At 54.5% G+C, this 18,656-nt stretch carries 20 protein-coding genes and 1 pseudogene; 6 read left to right on the top strand and 15 right to left on the bottom strand.

Annotated elements, in window-relative coordinates; translation table 11 throughout:
* The first annotated feature begins 30 nt into the window (after positions 1–30).
* Both sbcD and sbcC read left to right on the top strand, forming a co-directional pair.
* Positions 31–1,248, top strand: a complete 1,218-nt coding sequence (gene sbcD, locus E2L00_RS12530) for an exonuclease subunit SbcD (protein ID WP_167611969.1) — start codon at positions 31–33, stop codon at positions 1,246–1,248.
* The gene (gene sbcC / locus E2L00_RS12525) at positions 1,245–4,400 is read left to right on the top strand and encodes an exonuclease subunit SbcC (RefSeq protein WP_167611966.1); all 3,156 of its coding nucleotides are present in this window, start codon (positions 1,245–1,247) and stop codon (positions 4,398–4,400) included. The genes sbcD and sbcC overlap by 4 nt, the downstream gene beginning before the upstream one ends.
* A 367-nt stretch (positions 4,401–4,767) precedes the next feature.
* On the opposite strand, the gene mak is transcribed toward sbcC, so the two are convergent.
* The gene (gene mak / locus E2L00_RS12520) at positions 4,768–5,679 is read right to left on the bottom strand and encodes a fructokinase (RefSeq protein WP_167611963.1); all 912 of its coding nucleotides are present in this window, start codon (positions 5,677–5,679) and stop codon (positions 4,768–4,770) included.
* Between the two features lie 126 nt (positions 5,680–5,805).
* On the opposite strand from mak, the gene rdgC reads away from it, so the two are divergent.
* Entirely contained in the window at positions 5,806–6,717 is a 912-nt protein-coding gene (gene rdgC, locus E2L00_RS12515; protein ID WP_167611960.1) for a recombination-associated protein RdgC, read from the top strand.
* Between the two features lie 69 nt (positions 6,718–6,786).
* Here the strand turns inward: rdgC and ppnP are convergent, their stop codons facing one another.
* From ppnP to aroL, 4 genes are all read right to left on the bottom strand, one after another.
* Positions 6,787–7,080, bottom strand: coding sequence for a pyrimidine/purine nucleoside phosphorylase (gene ppnP, locus E2L00_RS12510; protein ID WP_167611957.1), 294 nt, complete (start codon positions 7,078–7,080; stop codon positions 6,787–6,789).
* Between the two features lie 81 nt (positions 7,081–7,161).
* On the bottom strand, positions 7,162–7,839 hold the full coding sequence (locus E2L00_RS12505) for an AroM family protein (protein ID WP_167611954.1): 678 nt from the start codon (positions 7,837–7,839) through the stop codon (positions 7,162–7,164).
* A 297-nt stretch (positions 7,840–8,136) separates the two neighbouring features.
* Positions 8,137–8,328 carry a YaiA family protein gene (locus E2L00_RS12500; protein WP_167611951.1) on the bottom strand — a complete coding sequence of 64 codons (192 nt, stop codon included), beginning with the start codon at positions 8,326–8,328 and terminating at the stop codon, positions 8,137–8,139.
* A 44-nt stretch (positions 8,329–8,372) separates the two neighbouring features.
* Complete coding sequence (aroL, locus tag E2L00_RS12495; protein WP_167611948.1) at positions 8,373–8,897, bottom strand: shikimate kinase AroL; 525 nt, start codon at positions 8,895–8,897, stop codon at positions 8,373–8,375.
* 350 nt (positions 8,898–9,247) lie between these two features.
* Here aroL and E2L00_RS12490 point away from each other — a divergent pair, with 350 nt between their 5' ends.
* Positions 9,248–9,943 (top strand): DUF2076 domain-containing protein, encoded by a 696-nt coding sequence (locus E2L00_RS12490; RefSeq protein WP_167611945.1) that lies wholly within the window; start codon positions 9,248–9,250, stop codon positions 9,941–9,943.
* Here E2L00_RS12490 and E2L00_RS12485 read toward each other — a convergent pair.
* Genes E2L00_RS12485 through E2L00_RS12475 form a run of 3 tightly spaced genes read right to left on the bottom strand, consistent with a single transcriptional unit; the run spans position 9,940 to position 11,381 of the window.
* The gene (locus E2L00_RS12485; RefSeq protein WP_167611942.1) at positions 9,940–10,401 is read right to left on the bottom strand and encodes a YaiI/YqxD family protein; all 462 of its coding nucleotides are present in this window, start codon (positions 10,399–10,401) and stop codon (positions 9,940–9,942) included. The genes E2L00_RS12490 and E2L00_RS12485 overlap by 4 nt on opposite strands.
* Positions 10,401–10,856, bottom strand: coding sequence for a DUF421 domain-containing protein (locus E2L00_RS12480; protein ID WP_167611939.1), 456 nt, complete (start codon positions 10,854–10,856; stop codon positions 10,401–10,403). The genes E2L00_RS12485 and E2L00_RS12480 overlap by 1 nt, the downstream gene beginning before the upstream one ends.
* 9 nt (positions 10,857–10,865) lie before the next feature.
* On the bottom strand, positions 10,866–11,381 hold the full coding sequence (locus E2L00_RS12475; protein ID WP_167611936.1) for a hypothetical protein: 516 nt from the start codon (positions 11,379–11,381) through the stop codon (positions 10,866–10,868).
* Between the two features lie 100 nt (positions 11,382–11,481).
* Between E2L00_RS12475 and proC the strand changes: the two genes are divergently transcribed.
* The gene (gene proC / locus E2L00_RS12470) at positions 11,482–12,291 is read left to right on the top strand and encodes a pyrroline-5-carboxylate reductase (RefSeq protein ID WP_167611933.1); all 810 of its coding nucleotides are present in this window, start codon (positions 11,482–11,484) and stop codon (positions 12,289–12,291) included.
* Positions 12,292–12,334: 43 nt separating this feature from the next.
* Here the strand turns inward: proC and adrA are convergent, their stop codons facing one another.
* From adrA to E2L00_RS12440, 6 genes and pseudogenes are all read right to left on the bottom strand, one after another.
* Complete coding sequence (gene adrA, locus E2L00_RS12465; RefSeq protein WP_268903905.1) at positions 12,335–13,453, bottom strand: diguanylate cyclase AdrA; 1,119 nt, start codon at positions 13,451–13,453, stop codon at positions 12,335–12,337.
* A gap of 90 nt (positions 13,454–13,543) precedes the next feature.
* The gene (locus E2L00_RS12460; protein WP_167611921.1) at positions 13,544–13,861 is read right to left on the bottom strand and encodes a PsiF family protein; all 318 of its coding nucleotides are present in this window, start codon (positions 13,859–13,861) and stop codon (positions 13,544–13,546) included.
* 100 nt (positions 13,862–13,961) lie between these two features.
* Positions 13,962–14,437 (bottom strand): annotated as a pseudogene (locus tag E2L00_RS12455) (alkaline phosphatase); the annotation flags it as partial.
* A gap of 214 nt (positions 14,438–14,651) precedes the next feature.
* Positions 14,652–14,912 carry an anti-adapter protein IraP gene (gene iraP / locus E2L00_RS12450; RefSeq protein WP_167611918.1) on the bottom strand — a complete coding sequence of 87 codons (261 nt, stop codon included), beginning with the start codon at positions 14,910–14,912 and terminating at the stop codon, positions 14,652–14,654.
* A 273-nt stretch (positions 14,913–15,185) separates the two neighbouring features.
* Complete coding sequence (locus tag E2L00_RS12445) at positions 15,186–16,403, bottom strand: multidrug efflux MFS transporter (RefSeq protein WP_167611915.1); 1,218 nt, start codon at positions 16,401–16,403, stop codon at positions 15,186–15,188.
* A 74-nt stretch (positions 16,404–16,477) separates the two neighbouring features.
* Positions 16,478–17,176 carry an extensin-like domain-containing protein gene (locus E2L00_RS12440; RefSeq protein ID WP_167611912.1) on the bottom strand — a complete coding sequence of 233 codons (699 nt, stop codon included), beginning with the start codon at positions 17,174–17,176 and terminating at the stop codon, positions 16,478–16,480.
* 133 nt (positions 17,177–17,309) lie between these two features.
* On the opposite strand from E2L00_RS12440, the gene ddlA reads away from it, so the two are divergent.
* Entirely contained in the window at positions 17,310–18,410 is a 1,101-nt protein-coding gene (gene ddlA / locus E2L00_RS12435) for a D-alanine--D-alanine ligase (protein ID WP_167611909.1), read from the top strand.
* Position 18,411: 1 nt separating this feature from the next.
* Here ddlA and E2L00_RS12430 read toward each other — a convergent pair whose 3' ends face one another.
* A complete protein-coding gene (locus E2L00_RS12430; RefSeq protein ID WP_167612368.1) occupies positions 18,412–18,642 on the bottom strand; it encodes a DUF2754 family protein in 231 nt (76 codons plus the stop codon).
* Positions 18,643–18,656: the final 14 nt, after the last annotated feature.

Raw genomic sequence — 18,656 nt, 5'->3', positions numbered from 1 at the left:
CCGGCACGCTTTTTTGCCACAGGACGGATTATGCGCATTATCCACACATCGGACTGGCACCTCGGTCAGAACTTTTACACCAAAAGCCGCGGGCCAGAACACCAGGCTTTCCTCGACTGGCTACTGCGGGCGGCCGTTGAGCATAACGTGGACGCAATAATCGTTGCGGGCGATATTTTTGATACCGGTTCGCCGCCGAGCTATGCCCGCGAGCTTTACAACCGTTTTGTGGTGCAGTTGCACGCCACCGGCTGCCGGCTGGTCGTGCTTGCCGGCAATCACGATTCCGTGGCTACGCTTAACGAATCCCGCGAACTGCTGGCCTGCCTGAATACTTCGGTTATCGCCAGCGCCCGTCACAATGTGAGCGAACAAACGCTGCTGCTCAACAAAAAAGATGGTACACCCGGCGCAATTCTGTGCCCGATTCCTTTTTTACGTCCACGTGATATTCAAAGCAGCCGCGCGGGCCTTAGCGGACACGAAAAACAGCGCACGCTAATGGAAGCCATCACCGACCACTACCAGCAGTGCTACGCTGCTGCCGTGGCTGCACGCGGTGACCAAAAGCTGCCGATTATCGCAACCGGGCATTTAACCACCGTAGGCGTGACCAAAACGGACGCGGTGCGCGATATCTATATCGGCACGCTGGACGCCTTCCCTGCGCAAAATTTTCCCCCGGCCGACTACATTGCGCTCGGGCATATTCATCGCGCGCAGTTGATTGGCGGTACGGAGCATATCCGCTACAGCGGCTCGCCTGTTTCCCTGAGTTTCGATGAAACCGGTAAAGCCAAGAGCGTGTATCTGGTGGAATTTGCCGAAGGCGCATTGCATAACGTCACCGCTCTGCCGGTCCCGGTCAGCCAGCCGCTGGCGGTGATAAAAGGCTCGCTGAGCGAAATCGAAAGGCAGCTTGAACAGTGGCGGGACGCGCCCTGCGAGCCAAAAGTCTGGCTGGATATCGAAATCGCTACCGATGAATATCTGCATGATTTCCAGCGCCATATTCAGCAACTAACGGAAAGCCTGCCGGTGGAAGTGGTGCTGCTGCGCCGCAGCCGTGAACAGCGGGATCGCGTGATTGCCCGCAACCATAAAGAAACCCTGAGCGAGCTGAGCGTGGAAGAAGTGTTTGAACGTCGTCTGGCGCAGGAAGAGACAACCGAAGAGCACGGCAAACGCCTGCGCACGCTGTTCGCGCAAACCGTGGCAAGCCTGCATGATGCGGAGGATCAAGCATGAAAATTCTTAGCCTGCGCCTGAAAAACCTCAACTCCTTAAAAGGCGAATGGAAAATAGATTTCTCGCAGGAGCCGTTTGCCAGCAACGGCCTGTTCGCCATCACCGGACCAACCGGCGCGGGTAAGACCACGCTTTTAGACGCTATTTGCCTTGCCCTCTACCATAAGACGCCGCGCCTTAATACGGTTTCCCAGTCGCAAAACGATTTGATGACGCGCGATACCGCCGAATGCCTGGCGGAAGTTGAATTTGAGGTCAAAGGCGTGGCGTATCGCGCATTCTGGAGCCAGAACCGCGCGCGCAATGCCGCAAATGGTAATCTCCAGGCGCCGCGCGTTGAGCTGGCGGAAGTTGAAACCGGCAAAATCGTTGCCGATAAAATCAAAGACAAGCTCGAGTTCACCGCCACATTAACCGGCCTCGATTACGATCGCTTCACCCGCTCGATGATGCTTTCCCAAGGACAGTTTGCCGCTTTTTTAAATGCCGATGCTAACGATCGCGCCTCGCTGCTTGAAGAGCTCACCGGCACGGAAATTTACGGCACGGTTTCCGCCGCCGTATTTGAGAAACATAAAAATATGCGCGGCCAGCTTGAAAACCTACAGCTTCAGGCTGCTGGCGTGGCGCTTCTGGGCGAAGAGGAGCAACAGCAGCTAACAGCTGGTTTGCAGGCGCTCACTCTTAATGAAAAAACGTTGCTGGCAGAACAGCAGAAGCTTCAGCTAAATCAGCGGTGGTTAAGCCAGCTTGAGCAGCTCAATAACGAGCATGTTAAGGCAAAACAATCGCTTGCTGCCGCAAATTTGGCTTTGCAGGCGGCGGCGCCGCAGTTAGAAAAACTGACGCAGGCCCAGCCCGCCGAGAAACTGCGCCCGCACTGGCAGCGCCTGCAGGAGCAGCAAACCGCCCTGCAAAGTACGCAGCTCCAGTCAGATAAAGTGAATGCTCGCTTACAACAGGCAACGCGCCGTCGTGCGCAAACGCGGTTGTTCGCGGCCAGCCAGTCAGCAAAACTCACCGACGAAACAACGCGTTTGCAGGCATGGCTAAAAACGCACGATCGCTACCGGCTTTGGGGCGCTGAGCTTGCCGGCTGGCGCATGGCCTTTAATCAGCAACAGCGCGATACGGCTCAGCTCCAGGCCTTGCAGCGCGATATCAACGCCGGAATGCAAAAACTACAGGCGTTGCCCGCCGTTGAACTGGCGCTAAATGCTGATGAGGTAAGCGCTCACTTACAGGCGATAATCACCGCTCGCCCTCAGCGCCAGCAGCTTGCCGCGCTACAACCGCAGCTCGCTTCTCTTCGCGGGCGCAAAAACCAACAGCAGCAGGAGCTTGTTACGCTTGAGCAGCAAATTGTTCAGGGCGATGCGGGTCTGACGCTTTTACGGCAGAAATATAAAGATCGTCGTCAGCATCAAAGCGATCTGGAAAAAGTCTGCGAGCTGGAAAGACGAATTGTGAGCCTCGAAGCCGAGCGCGCGCATTTACAGCCCGATCAACCCTGCCCGCTTTGCGGTTCCACGCAGCACCCGGCGGTTGCGGAATATCAGGCTTTACGGGCAGGTGAAAACCAGCAGCGTCTCATCGCGCTGCAACAAGAGGTTTTCACGCTGGCAGAGCAAGGGTCGGCGGCCAAAGCCTTGCTGGAAGCACAGCGCCAACAGCGGGATAAATTACAGGCAGCGCTCAGAAACCTTGATGATGAAGAAGTCTTATTACGCACCCGCTGGCAGCAGCTTTGCGCCGGGCTGCAACTGGCGCTGACGCCGGATGACGATCTTAATCACTGGCTGGAAGGCGAAGCGCTGCGCGAACAGCAACTAAACCAGCTCAGCCAGCGGATTGTACTTGAAGAACAGCTGGCTAAAGCGCAGCTTCAGTACGGCAAGCTGGAGGCTGAGATTGTAACCGGCCGCAACGAACTTAACCTCACGCTGGAAAACGTAGGTTTGCAGCATCCGGCTCAAGGCGAAGAAAATGACTGGCTGGCGCAGCGCCAGCAGGAGTCTCAGCGCTGGCAACAGCAGCACGAACGGCTCCCACATTTACAGCAGCAGCTCAGCACGCTGGATAGCGTGTTAACCGCTTTCGTTGACGAAGGCATCACGCCGCCACCGCTGCCTGAAAATGAACAAACCCTTGCGCTACAAAACTGGCATAGCCTGCACAGCGACTGCATCTCCCTCGAAAGCGAGTGGAAAACATTGCAGCAGCAGCGTCAGCAGGAAGAATTCCGTGTTGCTCAGGCAAACGAGCAATTCCTGAGCGCGCTGGCAGCCAGCCCCTTCGCGGATGCTGCCGCATTCCAGGCGGCTTTACTTGATGAACAAGAGCGCCAGCAGTTAGAAGCGAAAAAAAGCCAGCTTGAACAGCAGCATCAGCAGCAGGCCATCCTTTGTCAGCAGGCGGAAAAGGCGCTCGCACAGCATCAGTCAGCCCGTCCGCAAACGCTGGCAGAAGACGAGGGGATCGCTCAACTGCAACAGCAGCTTGCTCAAAACCAACAGCAACTGCGCGACAACACTACGCAGCAGGGCCAGATCCAACAGCAGCTTCGCCACGACGCGGAGAACCGCCAGCGTCAGCAGGGACTGATGCAGACTATTGCCGAACAGCAGCAGCAGGTGAATGACTGGGGCTATCTCAACGCGCTGATTGGTTCCAGAGAAGGGGATAAATTCCGCAGGTTCGCCCAGGGCCTGACGCTCGATAACCTGGTGTGGCTTGCCAACAATCAGCTCGACCGTCTGCATGGCCGCTATCTGTTACAGCGCAAAGATAGCGAGGCGCTGGAGTTACAGGTGGTCGATACCTGGCAAGCAGACGCGGTTCGCGATACACGCACGCTTTCCGGCGGAGAAAGTTTCCTGGTAAGCCTGGCGCTGGCGCTGGCCTTGTCCGATCTGGTAAGCCATAAAACACGCATCGACTCGCTGTTCCTCGATGAAGGCTTTGGCACGCTGGATGCCGCAACGCTGGATACGGCGCTGGATGCGCTGGACACGCTGAATGCGAGTGGGAAAACCATTGGCGTCATTAGCCATGTGGAAGCGATGAAAGAGCGCATTCCGGTGCAGATAAAAGTTAAGAAGATTAACGGGCTGGGCGTGAGCAGGCTGGCGAAGGAGTTTGCCGTCGGGTGATCGATTCAGACCTTCATCCCGGCTCTTCTCCCCTTTGGGGAGAAGGGGAAACCCGTGTCGCTTAGTTCCCTCTCCCCTTTGGGAGAAGGAGAAATCCGTGTCGTTTAGTCCCCCTCTCCCCTTTGGGGAGAAGAGGAATCCGTGTCGCTTAGTTCCCTCTCCCCTTTGGGGAGAAGAGAAATCCGTGTCGTTTAGTTCCCTCTCTCCTTTGGGAGAAGGAGAAATCCGTGTCGCTTAGTTCCCTCTCTCCTTTGGGAGAAGGAGAACTCCGTGTCGTTTAGTTCCCTCTCTCCTTTGGGAGAAGGAGAAATCCGTGTCGTTTAGTTCCCTCTCCCCTTTGGGAGAAGGTTAGGGCGAGGGGAAAATTTTATTTCTCCATCGGCCACAACCACGCTGCGCCGCGCACGCCGCTTGAATCGCCGTGCACCGCCTTGCGGACCGGCGTCTCAAACTCACCGCCAAATACCCACGGTTTTATCAGCTGCGGCACCGTTTTATACAGCCGCTCGACGTTGCTCATCCCTCCGCCAAGCACTATCACATCCGGATCAAGGATATTGACGATATGGGCAAGCGATTTCGCCAGACGCGTTTCGTAACGGCTAATAGCCAGCTCCGCCAGCGGGTCCTGCTGTTCAGCAAGTCGCATGATTTCATTGCCTTTTAGCTTCTTACCGCTCAGACGCTGATAGTCAGTGGCGAAACCGGTGCCGGAAATAAAGGTTTCAATGCAGCCCTGTTTCCCGCAATAACACGGCACTTCTTCGCGATGGCGCAGTTCATCTTCGTCCATCCATGGCAGCGGGTTGTGGCCCCACTCCCCCGCCGTGCCGTTACCGCCAATCAGGCTATGGCCATTGATGGCGATACCGGCGCCGCAGCCCGTGCCGACGATCACCGCAAAAACAATGCCTGCACCTGCCGCAGCACCATCAATGGCTTCGGAAACGGCGAGGCAGTTCGCATCGTTCGCCAGTCGAACTTCACGCTGCAGCGCATCCGACAGGTCTTTATCAAACGGCTGGCCGTTGAGCCAGGTGGAATTAGCGTTTTTCACCACGCGGGTATAAGGCGAAATGGACCCCGGAATGCCAAGGCCCACCGTGCCGCGTTCGCCCGTTGCCTCTTCGGCAAGGCGCACAAGCTCAACGATGGTGCCAATAGTTTGCTGATAATCATTTTTGGGAGTGGGCAGGCGATGGCGAAATAGCTGTTTACCCTCGTCCGCAAGCGCAATCACCTCAGTTTTAGTACCGCCTAAATCAATGCCTATACGCACGCAACTTTCCTCATTTGATGAGTGTTATCAACAGAGTAGAAGTACAGCACCGTTTAGGCAATGAAACGTGGCGGCTGATTCGCTATCATGCCCGCTGCGTTTCACTGACCTGACCGGGAAAAAATCATGCTGTGGTTCAAAAATTTAATGGTTTACCGTTTAAGCCGCGACATCACGCTCTCTGCGGATGAAATGGAAAAACAGTTGGCCGCCTTCACGTTCAGCCCTTGCGGCAGCCAGGATATGGCAAAAACCGGCTGGGTGCCACCGATGGGCTCGCACAGTGATGCATTAACCCATGCCAATAACGGGCAGATTGTGATTTGCGCCCGCAAAGAAGAAAAAATTCTTCCTTCTCCGGTTATCAAGCAGGCGCTGGAAGCGAAGATTAGCAAGCTGGAAGCCGATCAGGGCCGCAAGCTGAAAAAAACCGAGAAAGACGCCCTGAAAGATGAAGTGCTGCACTCGCTCCTGCCGCGCGCCTTCAGCCGTTTTAGCCAGACCATGATGTGGATTGATACCGCTAACGGTTTGATTATGGTGGACTGCGCGAGCGCCAAAAAAGCGGAAGATACGCTGGCGTTGTTGCGTAAAAGCCTGGGATCGCTGCCGGTTGTGCCTCTGGCGCTGGAAACGCCTATTGAACTGACGCTCACCGAATGGGTGCGTTCTGGCGATGTCCCGGCAGGCTTTGCACTAATGGATGAAGCGGAGCTTAAGGCGATTCTTGAAGGCGGTGGCGTTATCCGCTGTAAGCAGCAGGATCTGGTATGCGATGAGATAGCCACCCACATTGAAGCCGGAAAAGTAGTGACAAAACTGGCGCTCGACTGGCAGGAACGTATTCAGTTTATGATTGCCGACGACGGCTCTGTGAAGCGCCTGAAGTTTGCAGACACGCTGCGCGAGCAGAACGACGATATCGATCGTGAAGATTTTGCTCAGCGTTTCGACGCCGATTTCATTTTAATGACCGGCGAACTGGCGGCCTTGATTAAAAGTCTGGTGGAAGCGTTAGGCGGCGAGGCTCAGCGTTAAATCGCTCTCTCTGTTCTCTTTCCAGGAGAGAAAGCAAACCAAAAACCCTCTCCTGGGAGAGGGTTTATTTTACTTATCAGCCAGATAACGGCAAAGGTAAGAGGTTGGCTCGGCAACCTGCAGATGGAACTCGCTGTGGCCCGGCACGTTAAAAACTTCGCCTGCGGTGTAGGTTTTCCATTCAGTTTGTTCAGGCAGCAATACATGCAATGCGCCGCTGACCACGGTCATCTCTTCTGGTTGCGCCGTACCGAAGGTGTATTCCCCTTCCACCATCACCCCGACGCTTGCCCGGCCAGTGCTGCTGCTGGTAAAACCGATGGATTTCACTTTGCCGGAAAAGTACTCATTACTTTGAAGCATGGACTGGCCCTTTTAAAAAATGTTCAGAAAAACAATATAGAGGGCAACGCTTGAGCCTGTCACGCAAATTGTTACCCGGCGTCAGGCGAGCAGTTCCGAAGCTAAATGCGCAATCAGCACGTTCGATAATAATACCGGCACATTAAGCCCTTTTTGCAGCAGATCACGATGTTTCTGATGATAGCCAAGGGAATCCAGCACCAGCACATCCGCACCCGCCGCCAGCAGTTTTCGGCCAGCGTTAAGCAAGCTCTCATCCGTTTCGTGCACCGGATTAGCCAGCTCGTAAAAGGGCGGGTTCTGCAATTGCTGCCATTTTTTATGCTGTGATTTCAATAGCTCAGGCACAGGCAGAATAATGCCTACCTGATGGTCGTCGACAATGGACGCCACCAGGGGAGGAATGATGCGCTCCGGCTCCAGCAATATGCTGTTATAGGCAGCAAGACGGGCGAATCGCTCCGTGCTCATCAGTAAGATCACATCGTAACCCTGATTATCCAGCAGTTCGATTACGCCCTGTAGCGCCTGTTCGACTTTTTGTTTGCCGACATGAATGAGCGTTTTGTCTGCCAGTAAGGTGAGAATTTCCTCTTCACCTTCTTCTGCGCCAAATTCCGTAATCACTTCCTCACGGGACATGTTGCCCAGCAGCGTAACGTGTTTGATTTGTTCTTCGGAAATATGTTCGATTAACAACGGCAGGATTTCACTGACGGGGACCACACCGATGGTGAGAATGGCTAATGTTGATTTCATGTTAAGTTCCGCCTCTATCTCGTATCAGTCCCCTTTTGCTGCACTGATACTTTTCCCACTTATTGATGCTGACCGCAGGGCCGCTTAATAATCGATCACAAAGCGTAGCAGCAGATCGCGAGCGCATCGTCGGATCCTTTAACGAAACGTCAACACATAACATTATCGTAATGTTTTTTTAATCCAGCAGAGTGGTCAAAAGTGTGATGACATAGCCAGTGCGGGTTTTTTAAGGAAAATCCTGAGGGGTTTTTAGGGAACATCCTGTCGGGCTTTCGGCATCCCTGCCTGTGCGGATCAGCTTTTTTCCGGGTCTTCATAACGCCGTTTTGCGTCCAGCGCTTCCTGCTCGGACTGATGTTCGCTGATAAGCGTATCCGGGTAGGGATGGTCAGCCCTGAGTTGATACCAGGTAACGGTTTCGGTTTGCGAACCTTTCTCGACTTCAACTATTCGCGCAACGCGTGGGTAGGGAGGTCTGCTCGCCATCGCTTTTCCTTCGATCGTGGATGAGCGTTAAGTATAGTCAAAGATTAGCTTGCCCGGGCTATTTGCAAAGCCGCAAGCACCGCATCGACAACGGCATCCGGCGTCTGAGAGGCGTCAATCACGTGGTGAGCGGCCTGGCGATACAGCGCTTCCCGGGCGGCCAGCACCTCGACAATTTCATCGGTAATGGGTTTGCCGGTTAACGTCGGCCGCTGCCCTTCTTGCGGGAAAGCTTCCAGACGGTTCGCCAAAATCTGGGCGGGCGCGCGCAGATAAATCACCACACCCTGTTCGCGCATGAATTGACGATTATGCTCCGCCAGCACCATGCCGCCGCCGGTAGCAACGACAACGTCCGGCGAAGTTACATTTTTCAGCGCCTGCGTTTCGCGCGCGCGAAAACCGTCCCATCCTTCCTGCGCCACGATATCCGCTACGCTCATGTTGGTGGTGGTCAACAGATAGTTATCGGTATCGACAAAGCCGCGGCCCAGTGCCTGCGCTAACGCTACGCCTACCGTGGTTTTACCGCAGCCGCGTGCGCCGACCAGAAATATGGGTTGAATCATCAGGGGCTATTCCTCAGCAGTGAGCCTGGGTGGTAACAAATCAATAAACAGCGCGCCATCATACCATTCAGCTAGTACACGGAACAGGCGTAAAAAAATCGTTACGATAAAATATCTACGCTACAGGCCAGTTACACCGAAGCGTGCAGCAGCAAGCCTGAAATATGTAAAGGAAATTTACCAGGAAATATGTGCGCCACCTTACTTGAAAGTCCCGATAAAAGACACCCCTGACACATTCCGGGATTCAGTAACACAATTCCGCGCAGCTTTACCCTCGCGTTATTTTACATGCTGCGATTCTGATCCAGACTGAATATTGAGAACCCATGATGACAGAGGTATAAACCATGCAATCTGAAGAGCAACGTCTGATTGACGGGCTTTTTGGCCGCCTGAAACAGGCTGAAGCGAACAGCTCCCCGCGCGACGCCGCCGCAGACCAGCTAATCCAGCAACATCTGGCGCAGCTTCCGGGCGCCGCCTATTATATGGCGCAAACCATACTGATTCAGGAAGCCGCGATGAAACAGCTGAACAGCCGTATTCAGGGGCTGGAAGGTCAGGTGGCGCAGCTGGAGCACGCTTCTCGCCAGCAACAAAGCAGCGGCGGATTTCTTGCGGGCTTATTCGGCTCTAATTCTTCACGTGGCGCAGAACCCATCCCTGGTGCCCAACGGTATCAAAACGTGCCGCCGGGCAGTTATAGCGCGCCGCAAATGGCGCCAGGCTACGCCGCCCCGCGTGGCGGCACGGGCTTTTTAGCCGGAGCGCTGCAAACGGCCGCGGGCGTAGCAGGCGGTGTGATTATGGCGGATATGCTGACCAGCATGTTCCATCACACGCAGCCTGAAGAGCTGGTGAACATTATCAACGAGCCTGCGCAGCCAGCCAATAACTCAGCGATTAACGCGGTGGATGACTATAACCAGGCGGAAGACAGCCAGTTCCTTAATCAGGATGCGGGCCTGCCGCAGGACGACACAAATGACTATGGCGATATCGGCAATGACGATTTTGGCGACGACGATGACAATCTGATTTAAGCTTTTTTGGCCCGCGCCGCTGCCAGCAGCCATTTTTCCAGCTCGTTGGCAAACTGCTGGCGGTCGCGCTGGTTTAAGCTGTCCGGCCCGCCCGTCTGCACGCCGCTTGCACGCAGGGTGTCCATAAAATCACGCATGGTTAATCGCTCACGAATAGTGGCTGGCGTATAGCGTTCCCCGCGTGGGTTCAGCGCCACGGCGCCCTTTTCGATAACATCTGCGGCCAGCGGAATATCAGCGGTAATCACCAGATCGCCGCTTTCACAGCGGCGCACAATTTCGTTATCGGCAACGTCGAATCCCGTCGCAACCTGAAGGCTGCGAATAAAACGCGACGGCGGCGTTTTCAGTCCATGATTGGCGACCAGCGTAACCACGATCTGTGCGCGTTCCGCAGCGCGGAATAAGACTTCCTTGATAACCTTTGGACACGCGTCGGCATCCACCCAAATTTGCATTACGGCTCCTGTTCTTCGGCGGGAATGATGGCGATCTTGCCGTTCTTTTCCAGAATGGCAAACTTTATCTGATCCATACGCTCCAGCCCCTGGTTCATTCGCGCGGAAGCAAGTATGTCGTCCTTGCCGATCCCCGCCTTACGCATTCGCTTTTCCAGCGGACGGCCATATTCCACGAGGATCAGCGGCGAGCCGTCGATAAATTGTTCGATTTTTGGGAAGCGTTCTTTGATTCTGCCGAACACGATATCCATGGTGATGAGCGTGATAATGGTGACTGCCGCCCCGGTGAAAGAAAAATCATTGCCCAACAGCGCCTGCTGCGTTGCCTCGCTGATGATAAGCAACAGAATAAAATCGAAGGAGGTCATTTCCAGCAGCGTGCGCCGCCCGGCGATTTTCAGCACGATCATCAGCAGAATGTACATCCCTATGACGCGCAGTACGTTATCCATAATTTTTCCTTAGGGTAGTACCCACTGGCTTAAGGTCACAGGTTCTGCGCCTTTAAGCCTGATGGTAGAGATAAAATGCCCGGCAGACTGAGGTTGAACCGTCAGCCAGAGCGCCTGCTCTTTGCTGGCGCTCGCAGGCCAGGTCAGCACCATTTCATGCCGGCTGGTATGGGTAAAAAGAGGCTGTGGCTGAAGGCTCTGAATCTCAAAGTTGTCCATAAAATCCTGCCCCAGCGTCAGCACGGTAGGCTGGCCCGTAGCGAATTTAACGCGCAGGATAAAGTTCTCGTCACTCATCGCACGCATTATCCGCTGATGTTCCACGCTCAGCGTTCCCTCCGGGTTGTTCGTCGTGGTCTGGCTTAGCCAGCCGTCTGAAAACACCCCCAGCAACGACAACAGCACCAGTGCCAGCAGGCAGCGGCGGCCCCATTTTTCAATGCTCCACTCTTTGAGCTGCCAGCGCATATCTTCTTCCACCGGATAGGTGCGGCCGGTGTATTCATCGGGTACAGGTTTTGCCATGAACTGGACTCCTTCCACTGTTTTGCTTAAGCGTAGCCGAATCGCCTGAAAGCGCGTTAAGCTATAGCCCCTCGAACATCACAGACAATGGAGTGACGCAATGGACAAGAAAATTGGTTTTATTGGCTGCGGCAACATGGGGAAAGCGATCCTCGGCGGCTTGATCTCCAGCGGGCTAATTCAGCCCGGCAATATCTGGGTTTACACCCCGTCGCCGGAAAAAGTGGAAGCCCTGCGCCAGGAATATGGCATCAATCCTGCGCAAAGCGCCCAGCAAGTGGCGCAGATTGCTGACATTGTCTTTGGGGCGGTGAAGCCTGGCGTGATGTTAAAAGTGTTGGGTGAAATCACCTCCAGCCTCAACAAAGAAACGGTAGTTATTTCCGTTGCCGCAGGCGTTACGCTCGACTCGCTGGCGACGGCGCTGGGCCACGACCGTAAAATCATCCGCGCCATGCCCAATACGCCAGCGCTGGTGAATGCCGGTATGACTTCTGTCACGCCAAACGCGCTGGTCAGTCCGGAAGATATCGCCGATGCGGTAGCTATTTTCCGCAGCTTTGGCCAGGCCGAGGTAATCAGCGAAGCGATGATCCATCCGGTTGTTGGCGTCAGCGGCTCTTCCCCGGCCTATGTGTTTATGTTTATCGAAGCGATGGCGGATGCCGCGGTGCTGGGCGGCATGCCGCGCAAGCAGGCTTATCAGTTCGCAGCCCAGGCCGTGATGGGCTCCGCGAAAATGGTGCTGGAAACCGGCATGCATCCAGGCGAGCTGAAAGATATGGTCTGTTCACCGGGCGGCACCACCATTGAGGCGGTAAAAGTCCTGGAAGAAAAAGGTTTCCGCGCAGCGGTGATGGAAGCGATGGCGAAGTGTATGGCGAAATCTGAGCATTTAGGTAAGCCATAAAGCTCTCTCCCTCTCCCCGGAGAGGGAACATAAACGCTTTCCGTCAGGCTGCGGCTTCAATCCGCCCGCGTCCGGAGTTTTTTGCTTTGTAAAGCGCCAAATCCGCCGCTTTGAGCCACTCGCGATAGCTGGTCATGCGGCGATCAAACTGGGCCACGCCCACGCTAACCCGCAAAACGACCTGCGGTGCGCGCGGCAGCCGAAAAGTATTCAGCTGTTCGCAAACGCGTACCATCGCCTGGATAGCGCTTTCCTGTGACGTGCCGGACATGATCACGCCGAATTCATCTCCACCGAACCGCCCCACCACATCCGTAATGCGCAAAATGAGCTGCAAATGCTCGGTGATCGCGAGGATCGCTTCGTCGCCAACGTCGTGGCCAAAATTATCGTTGATGGATTTAAAGTGATCGATATCGATCAGTAATAAAGTGGCGCTGCGCTGATAACGCTGGCAGTTATCATATTCCCCGTGCAGCAGATGCTCCCAGTGGCGACGGTTGTACACGCCCGTCATACCGTCTCGCGTGCTGAGCTGCATCAAACGACGCTTGTGTTCAGAGAGTTTTACTGCCGTCCGGTAGCTGACCAGCCCGTAATACATGGGATAGACGATCAGCATCGGCAGGCAAATCCAGACCTGAGAAGGCATAGTTTCCAGATTCAACGGAATATGGATCAGGCCAAGCGTTAAGGTACAGGCGCAGATAAGCAATAGCAGACCGTATAAAAACAGCTTCACGCCGCCGCAGCCCATATTATTCATGCCCATCATGGCCACAATCAGCGCTGAAGGCAGGGCGTTCAGGCCCATTACCGCAATCCACACGCCTCCCATACAGGAATCGATCAGCAGATTGCGGATTTCGGCGCGGGTGGGATCGGGCGCCCGGTCGGCCACTTGCCAGGCAAGATGCGGCCAGACGAAGCCATTCGCCACCAGCAGTAGCCACCACCAGCCGGAGAGAGGCTGCATGACGAGTACGGAAGCGACGCAAAAAAAACCTGTCGCAAGGCCGATAACCCTGGGTAAATAAACACGTCGGGCAAATCGCCGACCTGAGTGATGCCTGTCTTCATTGAGGTGTGTCGGGCACTCCATAGCTCTCCCGGAAATCCATCTGCTGAAACCCTGTTCATCACTCATGATAATTAGGAACATTCTGAAATATTTGTAGTAATTATAGGGAGGGGAAGCCGGGGGGAAGTATGATTTTTCGGGTGAGCCGGCCCGCAGGCTCACCCATTAGAACTAACCCGTCTGTTTTTTCAGACAGTTACTGATGAATGTTTTTCTCGCATCGCCGGTCAGCGTTTGTCTGCCCGCTTGCGCGTTACAGGTTTTCATTTTTTGCTGTTGTGGCGTAAGGCTTTTCTCGCCGGGTGCGGACCTGCTGTTTTTCAGGCAGTTGCTCATGTATAGCTTACGGTCGTCCCCTTTCAGGGTTTGCGATGTGGCCTGTTGGTTACACGAGGTCATGCGCTGTTGCTGGGGCGTCATAGCTTTATCTGCCGCTGTCGCCGGGCCCACTACGCCTGCCAGTAACACCATTATTAAGGCAATTTTCATAGCTCTATCCATCTAAGTATGTGGCGCTTTAAGCCTGGCTCGCATAGATGAAAAAGGCTACTTAGCGCACCAAAAATTCACGGTTGGGGCCTTTCCCGCATTATTGCCGTTTCATCGCCGCTTTCATGGCGTAAAACAAGTCAGTTTGATCGGTTAAACCGACAACGTTCGCCGCATAAGGGCCGTAAGCGGCAATGCGCAACTGCGTACCGGTATGCTCCTGCGAGTCCCCTTCCGCGCTGCCGTAGCTCATCACCATCACCGCACCATCTTTGATGTTCAGCGCCTGGACAGCCCGGACGTTTTGGTGTCGGGGACGATAATCCGGCTTGCATGCGCGTGGTCAGCCGTCACGAGCGCCAGCGTTTTTCCGACCCATTCCCCTGCTTTTGCGGTTGCAGAGAAGATTTCCGCGTCGCCGCCTAAGGTGACCTCGGCCCGCGCATTCAGGAGTTGATTGGTAACAAAGCCTTTACCGCCATTTTCCAGCGCATTTGCCGCGCACTGCCCGCTGCTCACCGTCGGGCCGTAGCATTTACGGGACGTTACGGGCGAAATTAACGCCGCGGGCGCCGCCAGGTTGTGTGATATCACCCAGCGCTGCTCGAGAATCTAAAGGCAGCGATATATTTTCTGCACCGACTGCTAAACCGCTTAGTCACAAAGGGAATAAGCTTATGATAATTGTGCTCTGTTTTACTTTATTTTCGCCGTGTAAAAACTACCGGCTTAAATAAAAACAGAGCAACCTTATAAATATTTGGTGACGGAAAATGAGGCATTAAAGGGTTCAGCTACGCGGATGTGTCAGTAATTTCTCTAAATATTGTTGTAATAGTTGCGTGTCGTGAGAAGACACAACCTCCTTTGGGCGAGCGTCGTGCAAAGCCGCCTCAATACTGGTGATCAGTGCATGTTGTTCGCTTTGTTCCATACGGCGCAGCAAAGCGGTAACGACTATTTCCAGCGCTTCAATCTGAGCAACAAACTCTTTTGACTCTTCTTCCTTCTCGGCGAGTTTAACCAGTAACTCAGCAATAAGGTTTTTCATAACGCGTGTCCCTGAAGGTCTTGAAACATGACGGTAGCATTACGTTTAGCGCTTTCCTAGAGGGTAAAGGTACTATTTTTATCTGCTCAGGTTAATATTGTGCGAGACCGCAAAAAATACAGAATTACTGGTTGTTCATAAAGCGGGTTTCGCTCCGGTTATTCCATTTTTCCTGTTTCAGGAATAATAAAATGTGCAGCCAGTATTTTCTTATTCCTCACCAAAACCGCAATATTAAAAGACCGTATTAAATTAAATACGGCCTGGCGCCATTTAGCTTTGCAGGTTGCGTTGTTCATCTTTTTGCTGCTTGCGGCGCAGGGCAAGCCCTAATTGCCAGACGTTAATCAACACCACCAGCGCGGTAACAATAAATACCCAGCGGAATCCTACCACGGCTGAAACACCGGCGCCCATCAGCGGCCCAACAACGTTGCCCAGGTACATAAACGACTGGTTATAGCCAAATATCCGTCCGGTGACCTGGTCGCTTGAGTATTTCACCAGCAGCGTTTGCACGGCGGGCAGCATGGCGCCGTCGGCAAAACCGAGTAAGAAGCGCAATACCGCAAGCTGCATTGGTGAAGTCACCCACGCCATGGCAAAAAACAGCACCACAGCGAAGATAAGCGTCGCCATTAGTACACGCGCGGTGCCAATTCTGTCGCCAAGCTTGCCCAGTTTAGGCGCTGAGAATAGCGCTGAAATGCCCGGCACGGCGGCGATAAAGCCGCTCATAAAGGCGATATTCGAACTGTCCGGCGAGAGGTGTTTGATAAAAAGTGCCAGAATCGGCCCAATCGACCCGTTGCAAAGCTGAATGACAAGCGTAGTGACAAACAGGCTCAGCATCAGCCAGGGATAAGGTAACGTGGCGAAAACTGCTTTACCCGACAGCCGCTCGTTTTTGCTGACGCGCGGGCGTCCTCCTTCTTTTATCAGCAACAGCGTCACCGTAAAGCTGACCATCAGCAGGGCCGCGGTGACGAAAAATACCATCCGCAGCCCGAGATGATCGGCCATATAGCCGCCCAGTAAGGGACCGACGATAACGCCGCTGATTTGCGCGGTGGATAAGGTACTGAGCGCCCAGCCGCTGCGTTCACGAGGAACCTGCGCGGCCACCAGCGCCATAGCGTTAGGTATATAACCGGAGGTCAGCCCCATAATGGCGCGCAGAATAAAGAGCTGCCAGACGTTGGTGGCGAAGGCCTGCAACAGAATCGCAACCGCCATGCCCAGCGAGGCACGCAGCAGCATTAGCTTGCGCCCTTTGCGATCGGCCAGGCTGCCCCACATCGGCGAAACAATGGCGGAAACAAGGAAAGTCACGCTGAACGTCAGCCCGGACCACATCGACAGCGCCCGGTGAGAGGTGACGCCCAGCTGCTCCACATACAGCGGCAGGAAGGGAAGAATTTGACTGATGGCAAGGCCGGTAAAGAAGCAACCGAACCAGACCGAGATAATATTGACCTTCCAGGATTCCATACGGTGCGCGCTTATTCAAAGGGGTAAAAATAAAAAGAAGCGAAATTATGACAAGTTTATCATACAAATTCAGCTCAGCGGCACAGGCCGTAGCCGCGCATGCCCAGATGAAAATGGTTAGCGTGGGCCGCGTTGTAGTCAGGCCCCAGCGCGTTACCAAAAAATACACAGCCGTTTTCAAAGACCGCGTGCAGATATTCCCCGCCTTTACCGTCAGAACCCCAGCCTTTCAATACGGTGACCTGCTGTCCGTTGGCAAAGCCAAAACCGCTGACGTCAAGCGCGTCGGCCGTTGCATGCTCGCTGAGGCGCGCATTCTGGCGATGATAGATATTGCGGCAGGCGTAGCTGCCCAGATGGTTAACGCGGGTTAATTTGCTGCCAAAGGTCGTTAAAGCCTGCGGGACCGCGCGCTGATGAATAAACATCGTGCTGCTTAGCGCTAACGGACAACTGGCAAGAAAGCTGCTGCTGAGTTTCACATCGCCAAAATTCTGCACTCTTACCGCATCCCTCAGAGGGCATTTCCCACTGGCATCCGCAACGCTTCGAAAGCTCAGTTGCTGACGCGCTTCCGCCTGTTTGAGCAACGCCAGACACGCTTCAGGGTGATTCGCCATCTGGCGCAGTTTATAGCGCGTAACCAGCGTCGGCGGATCGTCAATGGACAAGGGCGTGAAAGGATTGTACTGCGCGGGGAGATGCTCATAAATCCAGAACGCCGCCACCGCCGTTACGGTTAAACCAATCAAGGCCTTTACTCCTTTCGCCATTCCGCAGCCCTTATTTGTTTACGGAATAATCAGTATAGAAGTTGAGAGGGTTTGAGCGCCACGAAGCACATGAATCCGCGTTATGAGCGTGCTATGTTGACCGCCTTCGTAATGATTAAGGATGGGTTCGGGCATGGCAAAACTGCGGGTTGGTATCGTGTTTGGTGGGAAATCGGCAGAGCACGAGGTGTCGCTGCAGTCGGCAAAAAATATCGTCGACGCCATTGATAAAACGAAGTTCGATGTGCTGCTGCTGGGCATTGATAAACAGGGCCAGTGGCATATCAACGACGCCTCCAGCTATCTGCTGCATGCGGACGATCCGGCGCTCATCGCCCTGAACCGTTCTGAGAAAAACGTAGCCCTGGTACCGGGCCAGACGCAGCAACAGCTGATCGAATCAAATTCCGCATCGCAGCTTCCCCAAGTGGACGTTATTTTCCCTATCGTGCACGGCACGCTTGGCGAAGACGGTTCCCTGCAGGGCATGCTGCGCGTGGCAAACCTGCCGTTTGTCGGTTCCGGCGTGCTCGGCTCGGCGGTGAGCATGGATAAAGATGTGACCAAACGCCTGCTGCGTGATGCCGGGCTGAATGTCGCGCCGTTTATCACCCTGACCCGCGCCAGCCGCAGCACAATCAGTTTTGCCGACGTGGAAAAACAGCTCGGCCTGCCGCTGTTTATCAAACCGGCGAACCAGGGCTCTTCCGTTGGCGTGAGTAAAGTAAACAACGCGCAGCAGTACGAAACCGCCGTCGCGCTGGCCTTCGAATTCGATCACAAAGTGGTGGTGGAAACGGGCATTAAAGGCCGCGAAATTGAGTGCGCCGTGTTGGGCAATGACGACCCGCAGGCCAGCACCTGCGGCGAAGTGGTGGTGAACAGCGACTTCTACTCTTACGACACCAAATACATTGATGCCCAGGGCGCGCAGGTTGTGGTTCCGGCCAGGCTTTCCACAGCGATCAACGACAAAATCCGCGAGATTGCCGTGCGCGCATACCAGGCGCTTGAATGCAGCGGCATGGCACGCGTGGATGTGTTCCTGACCGAAGACGACGAAGTGATTATCAATGAAATAAACACGCTGCCGGGCTTTACCAACATCAGCATGTATCCAAAACTCTGGCAGGCGAGCGGGCTGGATTACCGGACGCTTATCACCCGCCTGATTGAGCTGGCGCTGGAGCGTCACCAGCAGGATAGCGCCCTGAAAAGCTCCATTACCAGCTGAATTACTCTTTTGCCGGGCCCGGTTCTTCAGGTTCCGGGCGACGGCGAATCACAAGCCCCGCCAGCCAGAAAGAGATAACCCACGTTACCAGCCCTACCGCATAGCTTTGCCAGCCTTCGGTTTTAAAGCCCAGCAGGCCAATCACGCCGTTGAGAATGAAAATCAGCCCAATTGCCACGGCATAATAGTGCCAGTCGCGACGCATTTTTAAGCTCAGGGTTTTCGCAGTCATGGTGCCATCCATCA

It is taken from the genome of Cedecea colo, assembly GCF_011808225.1.
Lineage (GTDB): Bacteria > Pseudomonadota > Gammaproteobacteria > Enterobacterales > Enterobacteriaceae > Dryocola > Dryocola colo.
This window is presented reverse-complemented; position numbering and strand designations above follow the sequence as displayed.